Source organism: Thalassorhabdus alkalitolerans, from assembly GCF_042656525.1.
GTDB classification, from domain to species: domain Bacteria; phylum Bacillota; class Bacilli; order Bacillales; family Marinococcaceae; genus Thalassorhabdus; species Thalassorhabdus alkalitolerans.
Window position 1 is genome coordinate 372,362 of the sequence record NZ_JBHSOZ010000003.1, and the last position, 23,091, is coordinate 395,452.

The window sequence follows — 23,091 nt, forward strand, 5'->3', positions numbered from 1 at the left end:
ACGAAGAGCTGAAGACCTTTGCTATAATAAGGAAAAAAGAAAAGGAGGTACAAGCAGCATGTCTACTTTGCCAGCATCTGCCGAGGAGTTCCTCCGCTTTTTAAAAAGCAGAGATAAACGAGACAGCACCATTAAGCGTTACAAATATGACCTTGCAGATTTTAATCGATTCGTCGAGGTCACTGATCACGAGCACGAAACAAATGAATTGACATTAAAAAATATAGAAGAGTATTTTCACTTTCTGCAGACGGAAAGAAGATATAAGCTGAGAACTCTGAAAAGGATTCAAACTGTTCTAGCTCAATACGGAGCTTACTTGAAATCCAGTGGACGCCTTTCTTCCAACCCAATGGAAGGATTTCATATTGAGGAAGCGGTCCATAATGAATTGGAAAAAGAAGACTTAATCAGTCCCTCAGAGGAAAAACAACTTCTCGATTCTATTTCCTCAGATGCCGGGTTGTCTGTGAAACAACAGGCCTCCAGGCCGCTGCTCGCACCTCGTAATATCGTGTTGCTCCGTCTGTTTATAAAATATGGTCTCAGGTTGCAGGAAGTGGCTTATCTGCGAATGAAAGATGTCAATCTTTCTCAAAAAGTTATCCTGGTTCCTAAGGATTCGGGAAACGGCCGAAAAGTACTCCTCTCCAGGAAGGATCAGGCATTGATATTTCAATATTTAAGGGCCGTTCCTGATGCTGTCCGTCCTAAGCGTGACAATGATCCCCTCTTCGTGGCTTTTGATTTTCAACGACAAACATACCGGTGGTCTTATGAAAATGACTCTCCGAAAATGCTTACTGAGGTCGCTATTCAAAAGATGATCAGGCAGGAACTTGAGAGAGCCGGGGTTAGAAAAGGCCTTTCAGCCCAACATTTTAGAAATACGTATATAGTAAATGAACTTACAAAGGGTGTCCCTCCTGAAGCCGTCAAAGAAAAACTTGGTTTACGTACTATTTTAACGTTGACCAAATATATTCAGTATGTGGAACAAGCGGCTTCCAGTAAAAACAACAGCCTGACACCCTACTCGTAAGGTGTCAGGCTGTTTAGACAGGAGGTAGTTAGAACTGCCCCTTAGACGGACATATTTACCATTATTACACTAAATACGGTACGTGAAATTTTATAACTGGCAAGAAAACAACTCCTATGTTTCCATAGGAGCATGTTCTTTTAGTTGTTCGCGTTCTCCGGGTCAATTTGCAATGATACATTTCGCTGGGGAGAAAACGTAGAAATGGCATGCTTGTATACTAGCTGCTGCTTTCCATCACTTTCTAGTACAACTGTAAAATTATCAAATGCCTTTACGGTCCCCCGCAGCTGAAAACCATTAAGTAAAAAAACAGTCACAGGGATATTATCCTTGCGTAATGTGTTCAGAAATTGATCCTGAATATTGACAGATTGCTTCATGTGCTTCCATCCCCTTCTCTTTTCTCTACTTCTTTTCATTCGACGCCCTTTTCATACTTTCCTTCTAAAAAGCTTATCATTTCTTTTATTTTTTCATTATGATTATCTTGAGACATATCAAACCATTCCACGTTTTCCTTATTACGAAACCATGTTAACTGCCGCTTGGCATATCTTCGTGAATTTCTTTTCAGCAGCTCTACGGCTTCTGACAATGACGCCTTCCCTTCGAGATGCATAAGAAGTTCCTTATAGCCAATACCTCTAGCTGATTGGCTGCCTTGAAGTCCTCTATCATAGAGCCACTGAACTTCTTCAAGAAGACCTTCCTTCATCATTTGATCCACTCGTTCATTAATTCTTTGATATAATTTCTCCCGCTCCATCGATAACCCGATCAATTGGAGATTATAGGGCGTTTCATCCTCTTCTTGTTCATAAAATCGATCCATTGTTTTGCCCGTCAGATGATAGATTTCAAGAGCACGTATTACTCTTCTAAGGTTTTGAGGCGGAATCTCTTTGGCGCTCTTTGGATCTGTTTCCCAAAGCTTTTGGTGTACTGCCTCTTTCCCAAATTTCTCTGCTTTCTCCTCCAGACTCTTTCTGAAACCTTCATCCTTCTCTGCTTCGTTAAATGAAAAGTTTCTTGTCAGTGCTCGTATGTATAATCCGGTCCCTCCTACCACAACGGGTATACTTCCCTTTTGGTTTATATCTGTAACCAGACGGCGGGCTTTCTCCTGAAATTCGGCAGCAGTAAAAGATTCACCTGGCTTTTTAATGTTGATCATATGATGGGGGACCTCCCCCATTTCTTCAGGAGTCACTTTAGCTGTTCCGATATCAAGGCCTTTATAAACTTGCATGGAATCGCCGCTGATGACTTCACTATTAAAATGTCTGGCGATTTCCACTCCTGCTTTTGTTTTTCCTACGGCAGTCGGTCCTACCACAGCGATCAATTTTTCCTTCATGTGTTTCCTTCTTTCTTTTCAATGGTTCCAAAAGCAATCTTTGAGCTCTTTCTTTTTCTTGGTGTAAAGCCATGCAGATGAAAACGGGGACTATGGACCTCATCTTTTAACACAACTCTCTCCTTGGCCACTCTCTTTCCTTCTTCTACTGCTTCCGCTGTCAAATCATTATACCATGCAAGTTTTTTGAGGGGATGCAGATGAGTCGATGCATCAATCGTTTCATGAAACATAGGGTCAAAATAAACGATATCAAAGCTATCTGACTGCTGCTTTTGAAGAAACGTAACGTGGTCAGAGACCACCACGTTTATTCGCTGACAAGCTTCATCAAAAGACTCATTCCCGCTTTTCCACTCCTTAAGTCCCCAGGTCACCGCTTCAGCCATATACCGATTTCCTTCTAAAGCGGTCACCTTTCCCTTTTCTCCAGCAGAGAAGCTCGCTATGATGCTGTCTGAAGCCAGTCCCATTGTACAGTCCAATACCGACATACCTTCCTGAAGGCCAGCAGCTTCCACGAAAGTGTCCCTTTCATTATTAAGAAGGCGTTTTGCTCTCAACCAGGCCATGCTTGGATGAAAATAAAACGGATGCTCTTCATCGGGATGATAGATTTTTTCCGTATCGTTTTCCACTACATAGACCGGCTGATTCCATTCTCTTAATAATGCTTTCATCGATGCCTTTTTGCGAATGACAAACGGCACCTCCCACTTGTCGGCAAGGTATTGAGCTCGTTGTACTTTATTGCCTTTTGCCTGTTTACTTGTCGTAATGATCAAGGTATCACCTGCTTTTTATCTTTTCCAAGTATACCATTTTTCACCCCTGGAAGAGGCAACTTGACCATAAAAAGCTTCCTAGCTCTTAATAAGCAAAAAAAAAAAAACCGCATGCCTGCGATTATCATTCCTTTTACCTGTCTTTTTTTCTTGCCTGGTATAAAAATGAAAAAGCAACCATTAAGCCGATGCCAAGCATAAATGTAGATAAGCTGATAATAAGAAGCAGTTCACCAGCTGACATTGTATCTTCCTCCCTTTTTTAATAGGAAAGCTTTTCTTTATTTCTATGTCAGCTGTTTCTTTTTATGCCAGTGCCTGGCACCCAAAGTTAAAAAATAATAGAAACCCTATCCACCAAGGGTTTTGGTATCTATTGTGTTACAGTAACATTACATAAGATAAGGGTGCCAGGCACCACAAAAAGAGGCACCAAAAAAAGCACCGGCATCCGGTGCTTTTTGCTTGTCCAATTAAGACTTATCTGATTCAGACTGCTTAAGAAAGTAAATCCCCATGATAATACCTACTCCAATTACAAAAGCGGAGATTCCTAAGATCGCGATTAGATCCAAGCCTGTCATGTTTTCACGCTCCCCTTACGTCTTTTTGACTTATTATACCACATTTCCCGATTGATTAACGAGGAGAAAGTGAACATTATGAGACGGTCAGCCGGGCCGTTCCAGTTAATAAAAAACGCTGATACTCCTTTGTATACGAGGAGCTGGAAACAAATCCCCGGCCTTTCAGACTTCTGCCAATTTCATCATTCATTTCTATCGTGGCCAACTTCCCTTGCTGCTGCAGATCACTTAGGAAATCACTATAGGCCGTTTCGATCGTAATCGTCCACGAGTGATTTTCTCCAGAGTTCGGGACCTTTATCAGACCTGTATGAAAATGTACCTTTTCCCCATCAATCCAGACACTTTCAAGCTTATATCTTTCCACAAAGCTCCCTCCTTAAAACAATCACTGTCCTGCTGCTTTACCCTACATAATTCTCTTAAACATTTTTTCCATATCATAGGTGGAATAATGAACAATGATAGGGCGTCCGTGAGGACAAGTAAACGGGTCTGTGCTTTTTCTAAGCGTCTCCAGTAAGGAAAAGATCTCTTCCTCTTTTAGATGCCTGTTCGCTTTGATTGCCGCTTTACACGACATAAGAATAGCTGCTTCTTCACGCAGCTGATGAAGATCGATCTTTCTTTCCTCAAAAAGCTGATCAAGAATTTCTCTGATGGTTTCCTCCTCTTCTCCTTTAGGAAACCAAACAGGGTGAGACGTCACTCTATAGGTTAAAGGACCAAAAGACTCCAGAAAAATCCCGAGGTCCTGTAATGCTTCTGAGTGGGATTCGAGAATGGCTGCTTCAGGCTGTGAAACCTCCAGAGTAATAGGAACCAGCAACTCTTGCAAGTATGGTTCTACTTCTCCAATTTTTTCTTTGAAATATTCATACTTAATTCGTTCTTGAGCTGCATGCTGATCTATAATGTACAATCCTTGTTCATTTTGAGCTAAGATATATGTCCCGTGAAGCTGGCCGATAGGATACATAGGCGGCACGCGAGCGGCCTGTGTCTCTTCAGCTGACGTCCAATCCTCCTGTATTTCGGTCTTTTCCAGCTCTTTTTCTTTAGTACCTTTTTGAACATCAGATGATAGCTCTGAAAGTGGAAAGGATTCTTTAACCATCGATTCCATCACCGGATGTTCATCATCCTCTTCTTTCCTTTCTTCAATCGGAGGAACCATTTTTCTTTCCATGGGAGAAGGAGGCTGATCCTCAGGAGCGTGTGTCCTCGTTTCAGAAGAAGATGAGAAACGATTCAAAGAGAGACTTATTTGTTCTGATTTTGGTTTTGCTGCTTTTGGAAGTTCCCCCTGGGGTATCAGCTGTTCCCCTCGAAAAGCATTTCGTATTCCTTCTTCACAGGCTTTTAACAGTTCCTCTTCCTTGCTTAAACGGACTTCCAATTTAGAAGGGTGGACATTGACATCAAGAAGAACCGGATCCATTGTAATATGAAGCACCACAAGAGGATGCCTGCCAATGGGAAGCAAGGTGTGGTATCCCTTCTCAATGGCTTTGTGAAGGGGGAAATGCTTGATATATCGTCCATTAATAAAAATAGAAATGTACTGGCGGGTGGCTCTGGTCACTTCTGGCCTTGCAATGAATCCTTTTACCTCGTAATCAAGAGTCTTCACTGATAAAGGCAAAAACTTCCTTGCCGTCTGCCTTCCATATATGGCTGCAATCACCGGGAGCAGATCGTCACTTCCATTAGTAAATAACAGCTGGCGTCCATTATGGGTCAACCGAAAAGAAATATCCGGATGGGCAAGGGCCTGACGGTTAACCACGTCCGTGATATTACCGAGCTCTGTATGAATGGTTTTCATATACTTTAAGCGGGCTGGCGTATTAAAAAACAAATCCAACACCGTAATTTCGGTTCCCTTCCTGCTTCTTGAAGAAGAGGAGGCGATTCGCTTGCCGCCTTGATAACGAATCATCGTGCCAGGTCCCTCTCCATTTCCGGTTTCAATGGTCAGCCGGGACACAGAGGCAATACTTGGCAGAGCTTCTCCTCTAAACCCAAGTGTGGAAATCTTGAAAAGATCCTGCTCATCTTTTATTTTGCTTGTCGCATGGCGGAAAAACGCATTTTCTGCGTCTTCTCTCGTCATTCCTTCTCCGTCATCTAAGATGCGGATTTTTGAAAGCCCGCCTTCTTCCACATCAATTTCAATCCTTGAGCTATTGGCGTCAATTGAATTTTCAACCAGCTCTTTTACCACAGAAGCTGGTCTCTCTACAACTTCGCCTGCGGCAATCTTATTTGAAAGCTCATCATTAAGCTTAATAATCTTTCCCATGCCCTCACCTCCATACTGCGTCTATCAGTCTTTTATTTTTTGCTGCAAGTCATATAAGGTCTGCAGTGCCTGAATAGGGCTCATGTTCAACACATCAGCTTTCTTTAACTCTGAAAGCACGCCCTTTGCCTGGGAGGAAGCTTTTTCTTCAGAAGCTTTTGTGTGCTTTAAAGCAGCTGGCTCTTCCTGAAACAGTGAAAGCTGCTGAGGAGATGCCTCTTTCTCATTATCTTCAAGAGATCTTGTTTTCACAAAAGACTGTCCACCTTCAAGCTCTTTTAAGATCACCTCAGCTCTCTCTATGACAGAATCAGGGAGGCTCGCAAGCTTCGCTACATAAATTCCGTAGCTTCGGTCTGCCTGCCCTGGAATGACTTTATGCAAAAAAACAACTTCTCCGTCTTCTTCCATCGCGGATACGTGGACATTTTTCATACGAGGAAGATTCTGATCCAAGGCTGTCAACTCGTGATAATGGGTGGAAAACAGCGTTTTGGCTCCAATGTTATTATGAATGTGTTCAATAATCGCTTGTGCCAGGGCCATGCCATCATAGGTAGAGGTTCCTCGTCCAATTTCATCTAATAAGATTAAGCTGTTTTCTGTAGCCTTGGATAACGCATGATGGGTTTCAAGCATTTCTACCATAAAGGTGCTTTGCCCGGCTGCCAGGTCATCTGCAGCTCCAATCCTTGTAAAGACCTGATCGAATAAAGGAAGCTCTGCCTTTGCAGCTGGTACGTAGCACCCTACTTGCGCCATAATTGACAGTAAGGCAAGCTGTCTCATGTACGTGCTTTTCCCCGCCATATTTGGACCCGTGATAAGCAGCATTTCACATTCTTTGTCCATGGTGACATCATTGGCCACGTATTCTCCCCGCTCAATCATTTGCTCTACGACAGGGTGTCTTCCTTCTCTGATTACAACCTTTCTGTTCTCAGAAAACGCAGGCATAACATAGTTTTGTTCTTCACTTAACACTGCAAAACCCTGAAGAACGTCTATTTCACTAATGATTTTTGCCAATTGCTGCAAAGGAGCCAAGTAGTCTTTCACACGTTCACGTATGTCAAGAAACAGATCATACTCCAATTGTTCTATATTCTCGGTCGCCTCCAGTATTAATGCTTCTTTCTCTTTAAGCTCCGGAGTAATAAAGCGTTCGGCATTCGTGAGCGTTTGCTTTCTTTCATATAAGCCTTCCTCAAGGTAAGGAATATTTGCCTTGGTGACTTCTATGTAGTAGCCAAACACTTTGTTGTAGCCAATTTTTAAAGATTTGATGCCAGTTCGTTCTTTTTCTTTTTTCTCAAGAGAAGAAATCCATTCCTTGCCGTTTCGGCTGGCATGCTTGTATTCATCCAGCTGCTCATGGTAGCCGTCTTTAATCATGCCGCCTTCTTTAATAGATATGGGTGGCTCGTCTACCAGACTTTTTTCCAATAAGTCTACTAATGGGCTGCACATATCCACGCTTTCTATTTGTTTGCTCGCGTACTCATTATTTAAAGAAGAGATGATTTCAATGATTCCCGGAACTTGTAAAAGAGATCGTTTTAATTGCACAAGCTCTCTCGCATTGACATTTCCGTATGCTACCTTCCCACATAAACGCTCAAGATCATAGACTTCTTTTAGTTTGTCTCTGACATCCTCTCTTGCAAAGAAATTTTCAAGCCAGGAGGACACAAGTGAATGGCGTTCCTTAATACTGTCTTTTTCTAATAGAGGCTGCTCTATCCATCTTTTCAGTAACCGTCCTCCCATCGCAGTCACTGTTTTATCAAGGAGCCATAACAAGGAGCCTTTTTTTGTTTTTTCCCGGATCGTTTCAGTGAGTTCCAGATTGCGTTTAGAGAAAACATCGATTTGCATATGGTTGTTAGGGTTAAAGATTTCCACGGCCTGCAGATGATCTAGCGACCTTCTCTGGGTGCTTGACAAATAGTTGGTCAGCCTTGCATACGTTTGTATGATCTTATCCTGCTGCACATGGCGGCACAAAGAGTGAAATGCCTGGTCAACACCCGTATTGTCTTCATAGGAAACCGTGATCCCCAGCTTCTTGATTTCTTCAAGAATCCGTTCTGGTGCTTCCCTGCAGACAACTACCTCTTTCACAGAAGTTCCGGCAAGTTCTCTTGTCCAATCTTTTGGATCATCAGTAAGAAGAGAGGCCACAGACTCCCCTGTAGTCAAGTCAATTCTTGCTAACGCTACCGTACCGTCCTCAAAGTCATGTACAGCTCCTATAAAATTGTTTTCCTTCTCATCAATCATTTTTCCATCCATTACAGTGCCTGGGGTAATTAATTGAACGACTTCCCTCTTCACTACTCCTTTGGCTGTCCGAGGGTCTTCCACCTGTTCACAGATGGCTATTTTATATCCTTTAGCTATCAGTTGTGTAATATAATGCTCGGCTGAATGGTAAGGAACACCGCACATCGGAATGCTGTCTTCACCTTGTCCTCTTTTTGTTAACGTGATTTCAAGCTCTTGGGCGGCCTTTACCGCATCCTCTAAAAAGAGCTCATAAAAATCTCCAAGTCTAAAAAAAAGAAAGGCATCCTGATGCTCGGCCTTTATTTGTTTATATTGTTTCATCATAGGTGTTTCTTTCGCCACAACAATTCCTCCAAGTCTATCTTTCTACTCGTACAATTTTGCTGTCACATATTATATCATACTCTCTTTCTATTCATCAGAGGGGCAGTACCAGAAGAATAAAGAACAAAAATGGAAAAAACAAAGACAAAAGAAAAACACCTGGGTTACAGGTGTTTTATTCTTTATAATCGTGTTTGCCTCCTAGAAAATCTGTATCAATTTCTTTTAATTCTTCATCAGATACTTGCTCATCCCACTTAATGTCCTCATAATCATGGTCTTCAGCATCAGGATGAATTTGGATGCATACCTTTGTTTCTCCGACAATTTCAGCTGCAAACTCGCGCTCCACTTCTACCCTTACCTCTCTGTCTTTGTCCCCAATGGATGCTTCCAATGTATTTGGCTGTTTAATGGTTCTTGCAATCACATCAAAATCATCAGACATGACTTCTTTATCTCTCATGGTTAAAGGGACATACTCTTTATATTGGACATTCTCCGTGGTAACCTCAGTTTTAGTATTATCCTCATAGGAATACCAAATGTTAATATCATAGAACCCGGCTATTTCAACACTATCTCCTTTGCGGTCAGCTTCATACTTATGATTAATGATCCAGCACCCTAAAATACTTGAAGGTTTGTGCGGTGTTTTAACGACATGATGCTCTTTTGAATACTTTTTCCCTTTCCCGCAAACTGCTTTCGTGATAATCTCTCGATATTTTATTTCTTCACCGTGAGACATTTCCCTTCCCTCCTTCTTGAATAGCCCCCTGTTGGACGCAGCACGTACAATCAGGCTTTTACCTATACCTATGCAGAACAAATGGTGAATTTGCCTATCCTTTATCTCATGATGTTAAATAAGAAAAGTAGTCCTCACCCCTAATACCTATGCACAGGCTCTAAAAACATGAACAAAATATTGTCCGACTCCTCAGCAAATGAAGAAAAATGCCCTTTCTTCAGCGTAAGGAAAAAATTAATTTACTTATGCAGACGTTGCCCTTCTGCACCCTTTTTAGGGACAGGAGCCAGATTGCTTCAAGCTTTCAAGCTAAAATGTGCTGCAAGGGACTTACACTTCTTGTTTACCGAAAGTGTATCGCGAAATCTCCTCAGGCTCTCCAGGATGAAAGATCTGTCGGGTAAATAGGAATAAGGAGGATCAGGAAGGCTGCTGCCTTGCTCCTGAAATCGATTGGAATCTTTTCCGTGGCTCCCTATCTAGCCCGAAAAAAAGAAGGCACCTCCAAAAGTCAGCCTTTTGGAGGTGCCCTCTTTGCTTCTTATTTGTTATTAATGTTTAAGAACGGATTCTTATTTGTCGTGCCTTGAAGCACATCTCCGCCCATTGACGTAATAATTTCATCTGTCACTTTATTAGAGATGGTTCCGGAAACAAGCTGAAGAAGTTCATTCACTTCTGTCTGGCTGCTTTTAAACTCATTGACAATTGGAATCTCATCAAGCTGTGCATTCAATTCATCAATTTCTTTTTCAACATTTTTCAAAGCTTCGCCTTTTTGATAATGTTGAAGATTGACAGCTTCTTTTTGCTTTTTCTTAATTTTACCAATTAATTCCTGAACCTTTAAGTTCTGGTTGATTTGTTTTTCGGCTCGCTTAAAAAAATCAACCTCTTCTGTTCCTGCAATTAACTTTCCTAGTTCCTTTGCCTGGGAAAGGACTTCTTTTTTTGTTACATATTGTTCTGACATCTACTTATTCACCTCTGCATGTTCAACAAGTTGGCCATCGAGCGACCACGTTTTAGCCTCTGTTACTTTTACATATACTATTTCACCTATTACAGACTTTGGACCAGCGAAGTTTACGAGTTTATTGGTACGTGTTCTTCCTGACAAGATTTCTGGATTCTTTTTGCTTTCACCTTCCACAAGCACCTCAACCACTTGATCCTGAAGGGCCAGGTTCTTCTTAGCTGCAATATCATTGACCACTTTGTTTAATCTGGCCAGGCGGTCTTTTTTCACTTCCAACGGAACATTGTCTTTCATTTTAGCTGCTGGCGTTCCTTCTCTAGGAGAATAAATATACGTATATGCACTATCATATTCCATTTCTTTCATCAGCGAAAGGGTATCCTCAAATTGTTCTTCTGTTTCGTTAGGAAAACCGACGATAATGTCAGTAGTAAAGGAAGCATTAGGAATAGCTTTTTTAATCTTTTCAGCTAACTTCACATAGTGTTCTCTTGTATACTTTCTGGCCATAAGCTTCAGCACTTCACTGTTGCCTGACTGAACTGGCAGGTGGATATGCTCAACCAGATTGCCGCCTTTTGCAAGAACTTCAATTAAATGATCATCAAAGTCACGCGGATGACTCGTCGTAAAGCGAACACGGGGAATGTCTATTTTACGGATTTCATCCATCAAATCTCCTAAGCCGTACTCTTGATCTAAATCCTTGCCGTATGCATTAACATTTTGGCCAAGGAGAGTAATTTCTTTATATCCCTGTCTGGCAAGATCCCTTACTTCAGCGATGATATCCTCTGGTACTCGGCTGCGTTCTTTTCCTCTTGTATAGGGCACAATACAGTACGTACAGAACTTATCACATCCGTACATAATGTTCACCCATGCCTGCGTTTTGCCTTCCCGCTTTCGCGGCATATTTTCAACAACGTCACCTTCCTTGGACCAGACTTCAATCACCATTTCTTTCCCATAAAGTGCCTCCTGGACGAGCTGAGGCAAGCGGTGAATATTGTGTGTTCCAAAGATTAAGTCAATGTGCTGATGCTTTTGCATAATTCGGTTCACAACGGCTTCTTCCTGAGACATACAGCCACATACCGCCAACATAAGTTCAGGCTTTTCCTGTTTGAGAGGCTTTAAGTGTCCTACTTCCCCAAACACCTTGTTTTCCGCATTTTCCCGGATTGCACAGGTATTAAGCAAAATAAAATCAGCTTCGTTTGTTTCTTCTGTTGCTTCAAAGCCCATGCCTTCTAGTATGCCAGCCATATTTTCCGTGTCATGGTAATTCATTTGACAGCCATATGTGCGAATGAGGTACTTTTTCCCTTTGCCTATCTCTTTCATTTCTTCAGGTATGGAGAAATCATAATGAACCTCCACTTCCTCTTTTCCTCTTCGCTTTCCCTTTTTATAATCAGGCTGGTCATTAATTAAAATACTGCGGCCGCCTATTTTCATATATTGTTTGCCGTCTTCTGAAGATTCAATGCTTGCTTTTGAAAAGTCGAAGTATTTACTGTATTCCTTTGGAGTCTGTTTCTTTTCCACTGACTCTGTCTCAGCTTCAGGTTCTAACCCTTGCTGCTGCCTGCGCTGTTCTTCATTCATTGTGTTAACTCCTTTCTTACAGGTGGTACTCTTCTATTTATATAAACAAAATGAACTGTTGTAAGACAAAGATACAATAGTAAATTATAACTCCAAATGACTGCAAACACAATAATTCCTTATATTTAACGGGGCTTTGCCACTTGAAGGGAGCGAAGACGATTGATGGCTGCGGCTACTTCCAATCTTCTTGGCTTGGCAAGCTCCCCCGGATGCTTGCCAGGAAAAGAAGAAACCATGTCAATTCCCTTTTCCTCCATTTCCTTTTCAACTCTATCAAGAACTTCAGCAAGAGATGTTTGATCATCAAAAAGCTTGTCAGCACAATATTTTATAACGGCAGCTACAGCCTTTGTCTGACTGGGATCAACCAATTGTTCGACAAAAGAAAGATCGATCGTTTCCCGGCCATAAAAAATGGTGGTTCTTCCTTTGGCGTCCACTTTTTCCTTCTTGCCTTTTCTGGCATTAAAGCTTTCTTTTTTCACCAATCTTTTTTTGAAATCTCCAAACGATTCATCAAATAAATCACTTCTTTGTTTGCCGCCCTTTGCAATTTCTTTGGCCTTCTCCGTAACATCCACAGGGGTGTATTCATCCATCATGACCACTTTATCCGCAACTTCAAAATAATCTCCTGATCCCCCTACGACAAGGATGGTTGAGATGCCGTGCTCTTGGTACAGACTTGTAACCTTATCTATAAACGGAGTAATCGGCTCTTTCTCTTTAGCAACAAGCGCCTGCATTCGGCTGTCTCGAATCATAAAATTAGTGGCGCTTGTATCCTCATCAATAAGCAATGTTTCAGCACCGGCTTCAATGCTTTCCATAATATTTGCTGCCTGTGACGTGCTGCCGCTGGCATTATCAGTGGAAAAGTGTTGTGTATCCTTTTGAATGGGAAGATTCGAAATGAAAGGTGAAATATCCACTCCCTTCACACTACGTCCATCTTCAGCCCGGATTTTACATGCACTTTCTTCGGTAATCACGTATTCACGGCCATCACCTCGTCTGTGGTTATATACTCCTCGCTCAATGGCTTCAAGGAGAGTGCTTTTCCCGTGGTATCCGCCGCCAACGACTAAGTTCACTCCTTTGGTCAGTCCCATGCCTTTGATGGGAGAACCGTGGGGAACTGGTATCTCAATTTCCATGGAAGGCGGGGATTGAAAGCTTACTGTCCTTGAAGATTGCAATGGTTTATTGCTGATTCCGCTTTCTCTGGGAAGAAGTGAGCCATTGGCTACAAACGAAACAAGGTTATTTTTATGTAAATAGGTACGAATGGCTTCTTGCTGATCCATAAGGATTAATTGTTCTGTAAGCCTTCTTTCCGCAAAATCAAAGACTGCCTCATTGATTAAAACAGGAAGCTCTTCAGTAAGAACAACTGCAGCCTGCTTTCCTAATATCGTCCGTCCCCTTGCCGGCAAGTGAAGGGACAGACGAAGCTCCAGACCATTGTCATTTGCAGCGCAAGCACTGCGCTCTAGGACCTCCTGACCGGGTGCGTCTATGGTTAAAGAGCGAAAATGATTTTTCTTTATCCTCTCGGCTGCATTTCTTGCAAAATAATCTTCCACAGCAATCTTTCTGGCACGAGAAGAGAACCACTCTTTGTTCATCGGAAACGATTTCTGCTTGATTTCAATTCTTATTTTCGAAGGGCTTGCATAGGGATCTGCCTGCACATGATCAATGTGTAAAATAAAACGAGGAAACTGATAAGTGCCTTTACAATCTTTGTACGCTTTGTATCCTTTATGATCAATTCGATGCAACAATTGTTTTAATTCTTTCATGACATGTACCCTCCTGCTTACATTTTCCTCCCCTAGCTTACCAAAGGGAATAAAAAGAAGGAAAGGACCTAAGAAGATCCTTCCCTTCGATTACATAAACTCATTTAACAATTCATTAAACTTTTCTTCATCCAAGTCGAGATCCTCGTGGGCGAGAGGAGTTTCTTTGTAGCCTTCCACTAATTCCTGATAGGATGGCTTCTCAGTATCTTGATAGATTAATCCGGTTACAAGGCCATTGTTTTCCATGAGCGTCTGCATTGCCTGCATGCGGCTGGATGGATCATATCCTTCAACTGAACTTAATTTCGTTAGATTCTCTTTAAACCAATCATAAGTATTGACCTTATTAAACGTAATACATGGACTAAAGACGTTAATCAACGAGAATCCTTTGTGAGCCATTCCTTGCTCAATTAAGGATGTTAATTCTTTTAAGTCACTTGAAAAGCTTTGAGCAACAAATGTGGCGCCAGCTGTCAACGCTGTTTCCATAACATGAAGTGACGATTCAATCGATCCTCCAGGCGTGCTTTTGGTTTTGAACCCCATTTCACTGCGCGGGGAAGTCTGTCCTTTGGTCAGACCATAAATTTGGTTGTCCATGACGATATAGGTAATATCGATGTTTCTTCTGATCGAATGGATCGTATGGCCCATTCCGATAGCAAAACCATCCCCGTCTCCTCCGGAAGCAACCACTGTAAGATCACGATTGGCCATTTTCACGCCTTGTGCTAAAGGTAAAACCCTTCCATGCACGCCATGAAATCCATATGAATTAATATAGCCGGAAAGGCGTCCTGAACAGCCAATTCCTGTGATCAAAGCTAGTTCATGAGGCTCCAGGCCTGAATTGGCAGCTGCTCTTTGAATCGCTGCCTGGACGGAAAAATCTCCACACCCCGGGCACCAATTAGGCTTAACCTTATTGCGAAACTCTTTCAATGTTGCCACGATGTGCAGCCTCCTTGCATTTATTATGAATTTCTGATGGAAGAAATGGGTTACCGTCATATTTCAAAATATTTTCGATATGAGCAGCCCCTGTATTTAAGCGAATAATATTGGCAAGCTGTCCGGTAGCATTATTTTCAACAACGACTACTTTATCAGCTCGGTCCATAAGCGGCTTAAGTTCATCGCTTGGGAAAGGGTGAAGAAGCCTGATTTGTGCATGGTTTACCTTGACACCGTCTGCTTCCAGACGAGGAATCGCTTCACTGATCGTCCCCCTTGTTGAATTAACGCCAATAACCAAAAGATCAGCATGGTCATGGGTATCTGTATAAGCCACCGGTGTATCAAATCGGTCTGAAACAGCGGAAAGCTTCCTCATTCGCTTGTCCATTTGGTCTTTACGATTTACCGGGTGTTCAGAAGGCTTTCCTGTTTCATCATGCTCTACTCCAGTCACATGAAAAATTCCATTTTTTGTACCTGGGACCACACGAGGGGAAACGCCATCATCTGTTACGGCAAAACGCTTAAAGTATTCTGCCGGGTCCTGTTCTGGAAGGTTTGGATGAAGGTCCAATTTTCCACGGTTAATGTTAATTTTTTCATAATCGAGAGGCTCTACTGTCTGTTTCCCGAGTGAAAGTGCCAGATCTGTAACCATAATGACAGGGCACTGGTACTCATCAGCCAGGTTAAAAGCTTCTATCGTATCATAAAAGGCTTCTTCTACTGTACTTGGAGCCATCACAATCTTAGGGATTTCTCCATGCGTGCCGTAAATCATCGCCATTAAATCCGATTGTTCCTGCTTTGTCGGCAGTCCGGTACTCGGGCCGCCCCGCTGTGTATCTACAATTACCAGTGGAGTTTCTGTCATCCCTGACAGGCCGATCGCTTCTGTCATAAGAGAGAGCCCGGGTCCGGCAGACGCTGTTAATGCTCTTACCCCTGCATAATTAGCCCCAATGGCCATGACTGCTGCCGCAATTTCATCCTCAGTTTGGATAACAGTCCCTCCAAACTCTGGAAACTTCTTAATGAGATATTCCATAATTTCAGAGGCTGGGGTTATCGGATATGCTGGCATAAACCTTGCGCCGCCAGCGACAGCACCCAGTCCAATCGCGTCGTTGCCGATCATAAACATTCTCTTTTTCCCATCAGCTTCTATTAAATGGTATCTCTCTACTTCACCAGCCTGTTCTTTGAAAAATGCTGCACCCTGCTGCAAAGCTTCCATATTTTTCTCAACTACCGCTTCTCCTTTTTTTCCGAATATCTCTTGCACGACGTTTCGGTACAATTCAGGAGCAAGGCCCAATACAGCAGCGGAAGCTCCGACAGCTACCATATTTTTCATCAGGGAAGTTCCTAGTTCCTTAGCAATCTCTGAAAAAGGGACAGGATAAAGTTCTGCCTTTCCTTCCTCAGGCAGGGTTGGAGAAAACTTTGCATCGGCAATCACAATGCCGCCTTCCTTTAATTCATGAACATTCACATCTATCGTTTCCTGGTCAAACGCTACTAATATATCAAGATCATCCGAGACAGAATTTAACGGTTTCGTACTTACACGGATCTTGTTATTGGTATGTCCGCCCTTGATTCGTGAAGAGAAATGCCTGTATCCATATAAATAATATCCTAAACGATTTAAAGCAATAGCGAAGATCTCTCCCGTACTCTCAATCCCTTCACCTTGCTGACCGCCAACTTTCCAGGAAAGTTGATCAATCATATCATCCAACTCCTTCTTGTCCATTTATAGAAATAAGGTATACGAAAAAACGATATAGATTCCTATTCAGGCCAGAATTGCAGCCTAAATTCCTTTATTAATCTTAGAATGAAGCGTAGTAAAAAGCAAGAACGCAAAACCTTAAAAATGTCACTGAATACCGGTAATCAGAGGCGCTTGACCTCCCGGTTTTTCACTATTAGTTTACCTCCTCCAAAACTTTAAAATAATAAATTTCAAAACTGGCCTCGTTGTGACAAAACCGGCATGGGCTTTTCATGTCATTTTTTTTAATATGGGGTGCGTGGAGCAATTCAATTCCATCCTTAACATGGTCGCTGCAAACTAAGATCATTTTTCTTCCTCCACCTTTCCTAAAGAAAAATTCTTATTATGGTATACAATATACCATAATAAGAATTTTCAGACAACAGTTTCAGCAATAAAAAAAGGGCGATGACAAGAAATTTATCACTACCCTTCAGAAACTTGCTGGTTTTTACTGTTAATCGCTTCAATGTAGGCTCTTTTGGAGTTTTCGATGTGAATCTTTGTAAGGTATTCGGCCATCTCAACCTCATGGTCTCTCACAGCCTTTAAGACAGCTAAATGCTCTCTCATGGACTCCTCCATCCGCCCTTTAAGCTTATGGCCGGTAGATGCAAAAGCACGGATATAGTCCATTAAATCTGTCAGCATCTCATAAAGCTTAGGGCTTCTTGCCGCTCTATATAAAGCGTGGCTTATTTCAATATGAAGTTGAGAAATTTCAGCTGAATCCTTTTTCTCCAGAGCTGTCGTGATCTTTTGTATATATTGATCAAACTTCTCTTTTTCAGTCTCTGAAATTTTCTGTGCAGCCAACTTCGCTGCCAACACTTCTAGTGAAGATAAAATCGTAAACACTTCGATAACTTCTTCCGTGGAAATTTGGGAAACAAGCACTCCTTTTCGGGGAACCGTTTTAACAAAGCCTTGAGACTCCAATCGAAATAGTGCTTCCCTGATTGGCGTTCGGCTAATGTTCATTTTTTCCGCCAGTTCTCGTTCAACCAAACGATCACCAGCTTTATACTCGCCCTCTAGAATCATATTTTTCAAATATATATATGCCCGCTCCCTGATGGATATAATTTCCTCTTCAAACCAGCCTTTCAATGAAATCCCCCCTTGTTTTCTACCTTATTCCTAAAATTATACCGTATTTACTGCATTAAACCAATGAAATCAACTTCCGTAGTTTTTTGCAGTAGAGAAGAAAACCCATAACGTAAAAATTCACATCGTTTTCTTTTTATTATATAGCACTTTGTGGTATATTGTATACAAATAATTATTTAATAAGTTAGTATTTTTTGAATTATCTGCAATAAAAAACAAAATAGTAGGTGGATACGGATGCTGAAGTATTTGTTTACCGTACTAATAATTGTGTATCTTTTATCTGTTTTATTCCCTTCTTCTGTCGTTGAATTCCTTGTTTCACTTCTTTCTCTGTTAAGTATTTTACTAACCATCACTTTAGTTAATAAAATGGTATTAAAATTCGGTCTTGCTTTCCTGGGTTTGGGGATATTCATGCTTTACACGAGTGGGACGAGCCCAGCCCATTATTTATTTTCATTTGGCAGCATGCTCAATTTACTAAGTTTATTTGCATTGGTCCCCATTCTAGCTTTGCCCATTAAATTAGGGAACTATGCTGAAGCTGTGCAAAATATTATACAGGAAAAAGTAAAAAACTCTGGCCAGCTATACATGCTGTCTTCCGGGATATCTTACTTCTTAAGCTCCTTTATGAATCTAGCTGCCCTCCCAATGACGTATTATGCGATTCAGCCATCGATCAGACTGTTTTCTATTACGAATAAACCTCGTTTTATGAGCAGGTCTATTACTCACGGCTTTGCTATGCCTTTACTATGGACACCTGTCACGCCGATCGTGGGGATTGTAATCGAAATGACTGGTGTCTCCTGGGGAGCCATGCTTCCTATTCTGATTCCTTTAAGTATTTTAGGCCTTCTGCTGGATTGGGCCACTGGAGTTTACTTATCAAAAAAATATCATTCTCCAAGCCCATTAGGACGCCCTCAAGCTTACAAAGAAATGGCAGCTGCGATAGATCATTCTTCTCAAGGTGAAAAAACTTCTAAGCTGTTTCATTTAATTGGTGCTGTTCTCTTATTAAACGTCATTATTACTTTTGCAGACCTATACTTAGACGTAAGTTTCTTGTTTTTAGTTACAATTTTAGTCATCCCATTTTCTTTTACTTGGGCGCTTCTTATCCAGAAAGGCAAGGGGTTTTTGACTGGATTAAAAGAGCACTTTGATACTCACCTGTTGAAAATGAAAGACCAGTTTTTTATCTTTTTATCTGCTGGCTTTTTCATTTCAGCCATCGGTATTTCGGGTACAGAACAAACCATTAATAAATGGATTGGGGGACTGATAACTGTTATAGGAGAGCATGCTTTTTTATTTATTGTGCCGCTGTTACCCCTTGCTTTAGCCTTTATTGGCCTGCATCCGGCTGTTGCTTTAGCACTTCTCGTTGAAGCAATCGACTTTTCTATCCTTGGCATCTCGCCGGTTGTCTTCACGTTAGCTATGTTGGGAGGAGCGGTGCCGGCATTTTTAATGGGTCCATATAATGCAACCCTAGGGCTTATGTCCAATATCATAGACGAAGATCCTTATAAGATATCACGATGGAATGCCGGTTTCACCTTTATGTACCTCTTATTATTATTGATTTTTATCTCAGTTCTACAACTTATCTTTTAATCTTTTTTATAGGAGCTGTCTAACAGATTCCCGGGCGTGAGTTCAGCATAGTGCCGTGCTCACGTCTTTTTTGTCGGGTCCTTTTTAACCCTGGTAGTTATGAAACATAATTGGAGGGATGGCAATGTTTACATAATGACTATTAATTCAAAAATGACTGATATGTCTAAAGGGGCATTCCTAAAAAAGAGAGGGATTGATAGTGACTTCCTCTCAAATAAGAAGTTATACCCCAAAGGCTATAATAACTTCAGGATGGCTTGGGTTATGAACAAAAGATAATCAAACACTGGCTGGAGAATAATTCAAATTTCTTTAATGTACACTGGGGTATACTCGATCCAAACCACAACCATCTATACTAATATTGAGAGATATGGAAAAACATATGGAAGCGGTGGAATGAATATGAAGCTTAATGACTATAAAAGCCTAGGACGTAATAAATCCTTGACTTAAGACATCTTCTATTTGTTCTGTTTCTTCTCCGTTAACTTCTTCACCTTCGGCCACGTTTTCAGGTTCTACCTCTTCTGATACTTTTCCTCCACAAGCCACTAATGATGTGGCCAAAACCAAGACTCCAATGGTTAGACTGTTTTTTATCTCTTATTCCTCCGTTATTCTCTTGGTTACAGTTCTTATGTTATAGGCATGCAGTAGCTATTTCTACGGGAGAACGGTTAGGGTTTCAATTTGAAACACAGAAGAAATGTCAAAAAAAGAAACAAAAAAGCTGATTTTATTTGGCAGAATATGTGAATAACAGGGTTGAAGTAGCTGTTGAAAAAAGTAACGCCTTCTATATGGAAAATGGGTGAAAGTTTTTTCAGGTTCACAACTGTTAAAAGTGAGGGCAGAGCAAAGGATCTGGTGAAATATAAAATCAAGTCAGGATATAGGCACCTGCAACAGTAATCAAGGGAATAATATCAATACCTAAAGAAATTTCGCACTCTCTTTCTAGAAGTAAAATGATGAACTAGAAGTGATTATTAGTTAGACCGAAGGCGCAGAGGTTTTTTATCTAAGGGAAGGAACTTTCATTACACGACTATTGCAAGCAATGGAGTCGGGTAGTGTTAATTACTACCCGATAAAGACAGATTGATAATTTCTAATGTTCTAAATCCTGTTACTGGATGAATTCCTTTGTCAAAAGAGTATCCTTTTTCTTTGAATTTGTTTCTTATTTCGTCGTTGATATACATATCACCAAGAGAAACCTCAGTTTTCCGTTCTTCCATAGCGTTTTCGATTCTTCGAACAATCTCTTTTATTTCTCTTTCGTAAGTTTCTTTAGTATTGCTGTTCATTTTTTCTTTTACCTCGGTTGCGTCCGGTATCATAATCATAGAAAAACCCTTTCTTTTTGTGTCATTGTACTATAAAGGAAAAGATTTTTGTAAGAGGTGTTGAGAAAATGATGTATGGCAGCCTTGTGATGGATAATGCAAACAACCATAATAAGGATTATAATACTCAGATCTACAATTATATGAAGCAAAGGAAAAACTGATACTAATTTCTCTGATATTCTAGAAGTGCAAAAAACGCTGTAACTACTGTGGACAAACCTATATTATTAAATCATGTTAATTCTGATCTATTTAATTCCAGAGGAAATAAAAAGTATTTAATGTAAAAATAGTGCAACTAAACGTACTACTTTATTTTGAAACATAAAAAAAGGCCCTCCTGAAATCAATATGTTGTCCTGATAATAACTCATTGAGGAGCATGAAGCGTCTATTCAGTTCTATACTGCCTAAAAACCAAAAGGTCTCCTTTTTTGAGGTAAGACATTTGATTCTCTGCAGAATCATTCAATATTCATGAGCGGCAAAACGGAACATTACTTTAGAGGTTCTGTCGGACCTTGATAAGGAAGAACAAGAAAAACAGATCGAATGAGGAGAAACGGCTGCTTATTGTTCATCTGTTCTGATGATTAAAGCTCACTCCTTTCAATGATAAAAAAACTGCGCCTCCATTATTTTTGAGGAGGGGCAGTTTTTTTAATTATTATCTATCACGTGGCATCCTTATATAACAGGAGGACGGCATGCAATTTCATTATCTTCGGTTGTTTCACTTGTTAACCAGGGACATTGTTCACAGTGTGATTTGCAAATCTGTCCGTATAATTCGCAAGAGACTGTCTGGTTCTCTTTGACCTGAACGACCCTTTCTTCAAACATATTCTCCCACCAATTTATTTGTTTAGGTAGAATCTTCATAAACATTCTCTCCACTTCTTTCTTTTTTTATTATACTCTCTTTGGTTTATTGTATACCAAATGAAGCAAAGATAAAACCTAAATCGTAAAAGTTCAATAATTTATAATATTCTTTCTAATGTAGACTCATTATAACGATGGGAAAACACTTAAATAATATCTCCTTTGTCATATATTAGGTAAGCTTCCCACAGAGAAGAGCCATTATGGGAAGCGTTAACTATTTTATCGTATAAAAAAAAGAAACCAAAGTGGAAGAGAAAATGTTTATACCGTTGAATAAAAGGGTTCCGTTGAGACTTTAATTGATTCTGTCGGACAGCCTTCTTCTGCATCCAGCAAGTCTTCTTCAAGCTCCTCGTCCACTTGCTCTACCCCTTTATTACCATCTAGTATACTTTCTGCCAGTCCTTCATCATCATAGTCAAATATCTCAGGTGCAGCAGCGCCGCACGCCCCGCACGCAATACAAGTCTCTTTATCCACCATTGTATATTTTGCCATCATCGACCCGCCCTTCTATTATTAAGAAAATATACTTGTACTATGAAGCGGTTGCACCTTCGCCTTTGGATCAATAAAGGATTTAGCGTTATTTACTGCTGTCGGCGCTTCACCAAAGCCAGTTGCAATCAGCTTAACTTTTCCTTCATACGTACAAATATCTCCTGCCGCATATACCCCGGGAATGTTAGTTTCCATTTTTGAATTTACTACAATAGAGTTTTTCTCAATCGTCAGCCCCCAGTCTTTCATCGGCCCAAGTGAAGAGAGAAATCCAAAATTAACAATAACATCATCAACTTCCACCGTTTGTCTGTCAGTCTCTTTTTTGCTGTGTCTTAGAATTGTTTCTTTAATAGTGTGGTGATCTCCCTGGAAACAGTCAGGTATATAAGGTGTTTTAATATCAACAGAGCTGTTAAATAACTGCTCCACGCTGAATTCATGGGCACGAAACTTTTCCCGGCGATGAACGAGCGTTACCTTTTTTGCTAATGGTTCAAGCATTAAAGCCCAATCCACTGCTGAGTCCCCGCCTCCAAACACCAGTACATTTTTTCCTTTAAATTTGTTCAAGTCATTTATAAAATAATGGAGATTTTTCCCTTCATACTGGACTGCATTATCCAATTCAATTTTCCTTGGACTAAAAGCACCGTTGCCTGCCGTTAATATAACTGTTTTCGTAAAATGAACCTGCTTATTAGTGGTCAGCTTTATTGTTTTGTCTTCTTGAACCTCAATATTTTCAACCATCTCTCCGAGGCAAATATCAGGGTTAAAGTAGTTAGCTTGTTCCCACAGCCTGTCAACTAGATCCTGTGCTTTCACTTTTGGAAAACCTGCAACATCATAAATATATTTTTCCGGGTAAAGGGCTGAAAGCTGTCCTCCTAAATGGGGCAGGCTTTCTACAATTTTTACAGATAACTGACGCATCCCTGCATAGAAAGCAGTAAATAAGCCAACGGGGCCGCCCCCAATAATCGTAATATCATGTATATCTTCTTTAATA

General features: G+C 40.9%; 20 protein-coding genes. 2 read left to right on the top strand and 18 right to left on the bottom strand.

Features of this window, described 5'->3' with window-relative positions; genetic code table 11:
- The first annotated feature begins 58 nt into the window (after positions 1-58).
- Positions 59-1,042, top strand: a complete 984-nt coding sequence (locus ACFPU1_RS04510) for a tyrosine-type recombinase/integrase (protein WP_385939069.1) — start codon at positions 59-61, stop codon at positions 1,040-1,042.
- A 140-nt stretch (positions 1,043-1,182) separates the two neighbouring features.
- On the opposite strand, the gene hfq is transcribed toward ACFPU1_RS04510, so the two are convergent.
- The 13 genes from hfq to ACFPU1_RS04575 all read right to left on the bottom strand — a co-directional run bounded on the left by hfq (position 1,183) and on the right by ACFPU1_RS04575 (position 17,700).
- Entirely contained in the window at positions 1,183-1,425 is a 243-nt protein-coding gene (hfq, locus tag ACFPU1_RS04515) for an RNA chaperone Hfq (protein WP_054635421.1), read from the bottom strand.
- 35 nt (positions 1,426-1,460) lie between these two features.
- Positions 1,461-2,402 carry a tRNA (adenosine(37)-N6)-dimethylallyltransferase MiaA gene (gene miaA / locus ACFPU1_RS04520; protein WP_385939071.1) on the bottom strand — a complete coding sequence of 314 codons (942 nt, stop codon included), beginning with the start codon at positions 2,400-2,402 and terminating at the stop codon, positions 1,461-1,463.
- Positions 2,399-3,187 (bottom strand): class I SAM-dependent methyltransferase, encoded by a 789-nt coding sequence (locus tag ACFPU1_RS04525; protein ID WP_385939073.1) that lies wholly within the window; start codon positions 3,185-3,187, stop codon positions 2,399-2,401. Before ACFPU1_RS04525 ends, miaA begins: the two co-directional genes overlap by 4 nt.
- 660 nt (positions 3,188-3,847) lie before the next feature.
- Positions 3,848-4,141, bottom strand: coding sequence for a hypothetical protein (locus tag ACFPU1_RS04530; RefSeq protein WP_385939074.1), 294 nt, complete (start codon positions 4,139-4,141; stop codon positions 3,848-3,850).
- A gap of 42 nt (positions 4,142-4,183) precedes the next feature.
- The gene (gene mutL, locus ACFPU1_RS04535) at positions 4,184-6,079 is read right to left on the bottom strand and encodes a DNA mismatch repair endonuclease MutL (RefSeq protein WP_385939076.1); all 1,896 of its coding nucleotides are present in this window, start codon (positions 6,077-6,079) and stop codon (positions 4,184-4,186) included.
- A gap of 24 nt (positions 6,080-6,103) precedes the next feature.
- Positions 6,104-8,710 carry a DNA mismatch repair protein MutS gene (mutS, locus tag ACFPU1_RS04540; protein WP_385939078.1) on the bottom strand — a complete coding sequence of 869 codons (2,607 nt, stop codon included), beginning with the start codon at positions 8,708-8,710 and terminating at the stop codon, positions 6,104-6,106.
- A 157-nt stretch (positions 8,711-8,867) separates the two neighbouring features.
- Positions 8,868-9,443: an outer spore coat protein CotE gene (gene cotE, locus ACFPU1_RS04545; protein WP_385939080.1), complete on the bottom strand. Its 576-nt coding sequence runs from the start codon at positions 9,441-9,443 to the stop codon at positions 8,868-8,870.
- A gap of 544 nt (positions 9,444-9,987) precedes the next feature.
- Positions 9,988-10,419: a YlbF/YmcA family competence regulator gene (locus ACFPU1_RS04550; RefSeq protein ID WP_054635367.1), complete on the bottom strand. Its 432-nt coding sequence runs from the start codon at positions 10,417-10,419 to the stop codon at positions 9,988-9,990.
- On the bottom strand, positions 10,420-12,036 hold the full coding sequence (miaB, locus tag ACFPU1_RS04555; RefSeq protein WP_385939082.1) for a tRNA (N6-isopentenyl adenosine(37)-C2)-methylthiotransferase MiaB: 1,617 nt from the start codon (positions 12,034-12,036) through the stop codon (positions 10,420-10,422).
- A 125-nt stretch (positions 12,037-12,161) separates the two neighbouring features.
- The gene (locus ACFPU1_RS04560; RefSeq protein ID WP_385939084.1) at positions 12,162-13,844 is read right to left on the bottom strand and encodes an ABC-ATPase domain-containing protein; all 1,683 of its coding nucleotides are present in this window, start codon (positions 13,842-13,844) and stop codon (positions 12,162-12,164) included.
- 90 nt (positions 13,845-13,934) lie between these two features.
- Entirely contained in the window at positions 13,935-14,801 is an 867-nt protein-coding gene (locus ACFPU1_RS04565) for a 2-oxoacid:ferredoxin oxidoreductase subunit beta (RefSeq protein WP_385939086.1), read from the bottom strand.
- Positions 14,773-16,542, bottom strand: coding sequence for a 2-oxoacid:acceptor oxidoreductase subunit alpha (locus ACFPU1_RS04570; protein WP_385939088.1), 1,770 nt, complete (start codon positions 16,540-16,542; stop codon positions 14,773-14,775). The genes ACFPU1_RS04565 and ACFPU1_RS04570 overlap by 29 nt, the downstream gene beginning before the upstream one ends.
- A 474-nt stretch (positions 16,543-17,016) precedes the next feature.
- Complete coding sequence (locus tag ACFPU1_RS04575) at positions 17,017-17,700, bottom strand: GntR family transcriptional regulator (RefSeq protein WP_385939090.1); 684 nt, start codon at positions 17,698-17,700, stop codon at positions 17,017-17,019.
- Positions 17,701-17,940: 240 nt separating this feature from the next.
- Between ACFPU1_RS04575 and ACFPU1_RS04580 the strand changes: the two genes are divergently transcribed.
- Entirely contained in the window at positions 17,941-19,332 is a 1,392-nt protein-coding gene (locus tag ACFPU1_RS04580) for a hypothetical protein (protein ID WP_385939092.1), read from the top strand.
- A 432-nt stretch (positions 19,333-19,764) separates the two neighbouring features.
- Here ACFPU1_RS04580 and ACFPU1_RS04585 read toward each other — a convergent pair whose 3' ends face one another.
- The 5 genes from ACFPU1_RS04585 to ACFPU1_RS04605 form a co-directional block, all read right to left on the bottom strand.
- The gene (locus ACFPU1_RS04585) at positions 19,765-19,905 is read right to left on the bottom strand and encodes a hypothetical protein (protein WP_385939094.1); all 141 of its coding nucleotides are present in this window, start codon (positions 19,903-19,905) and stop codon (positions 19,765-19,767) included.
- A gap of 509 nt (positions 19,906-20,414) precedes the next feature.
- Positions 20,415-20,687, bottom strand: a complete 273-nt coding sequence (locus tag ACFPU1_RS04590; RefSeq protein WP_385939096.1) for a hypothetical protein — start codon at positions 20,685-20,687, stop codon at positions 20,415-20,417.
- A gap of 690 nt (positions 20,688-21,377) precedes the next feature.
- Positions 21,378-21,572 carry a hypothetical protein gene (locus ACFPU1_RS04595; RefSeq protein WP_054635364.1) on the bottom strand — a complete coding sequence of 65 codons (195 nt, stop codon included), beginning with the start codon at positions 21,570-21,572 and terminating at the stop codon, positions 21,378-21,380.
- Between the two features lie 267 nt (positions 21,573-21,839).
- Positions 21,840-22,076: a ferredoxin gene (locus ACFPU1_RS04600; protein WP_385939099.1), complete on the bottom strand. Its 237-nt coding sequence runs from the start codon at positions 22,074-22,076 to the stop codon at positions 21,840-21,842.
- A gap of 21 nt (positions 22,077-22,097) precedes the next feature.
- A complete protein-coding gene (locus ACFPU1_RS04605) occupies positions 22,098-23,090 on the bottom strand; it encodes an NAD(P)/FAD-dependent oxidoreductase (protein ID WP_385940454.1) in 993 nt (330 codons plus the stop codon).
- Position 23,091: the final 1 nt, after the last annotated feature.

Coding starts and splice junctions, on each gene's coding strand:
- ACFPU1_RS04510 (WP_385939069.1), top strand. CDS start 59: ATGTCTACTTTGCCAGCATCTGCCGAGGAGTTCCTCCGCTTTTTAAAA.
- hfq (WP_054635421.1), bottom strand. CDS start 1,425: ATGAAGCAATCTGTCAATATTCAGGATCAATTTCTGAACACATTACGC.
- miaA (WP_385939071.1), bottom strand. CDS start 2,402: ATGAAGGAAAAATTGATCGCTGTGGTAGGACCGACTGCCGTAGGAAAA.
- mutL (WP_385939076.1), bottom strand. CDS start 6,079: ATGGGAAAGATTATTAAGCTTAATGATGAGCTTTCAAATAAGATTGCC.
- cotE (WP_385939080.1), bottom strand. CDS start 9,443: ATGTCTCACGGTGAAGAAATAAAATATCGAGAGATTATCACGAAAGCA.
- ACFPU1_RS04550 (WP_054635367.1), bottom strand. CDS start 10,419: ATGTCAGAACAATATGTAACAAAAAAAGAAGTCCTTTCCCAGGCAAAG.
- miaB (WP_385939082.1), bottom strand. CDS start 12,036: ATGAATGAAGAACAGCGCAGGCAGCAGCAAGGGTTAGAACCTGAAGCT.
- ACFPU1_RS04560 (WP_385939084.1), bottom strand. CDS start 13,844: ATGAAAGAATTAAAACAATTGTTGCATCGAATTGATCATAAAGGATAC.
- ACFPU1_RS04570 (WP_385939088.1), bottom strand. CDS start 16,542: ATGATTGATCAACTTTCCTGGAAAGTTGGCGGTCAGCAAGGTGAAGGG.
- ACFPU1_RS04580 (WP_385939092.1), top strand. CDS start 17,941: ATGCTGAAGTATTTGTTTACCGTACTAATAATTGTGTATCTTTTATCT.
- ACFPU1_RS04590 (WP_385939096.1), bottom strand. CDS start 20,687: ATGATTATGATACCGGACGCAACCGAGGTAAAAGAAAAAATGAACAGC.
- ACFPU1_RS04595 (WP_054635364.1), bottom strand. CDS start 21,572: ATGAAGATTCTACCTAAACAAATAAATTGGTGGGAGAATATGTTTGAA.
- ACFPU1_RS04600 (WP_385939099.1), bottom strand. CDS start 22,076: ATGGCAAAATATACAATGGTGGATAAAGAGACTTGTATTGCGTGCGGG.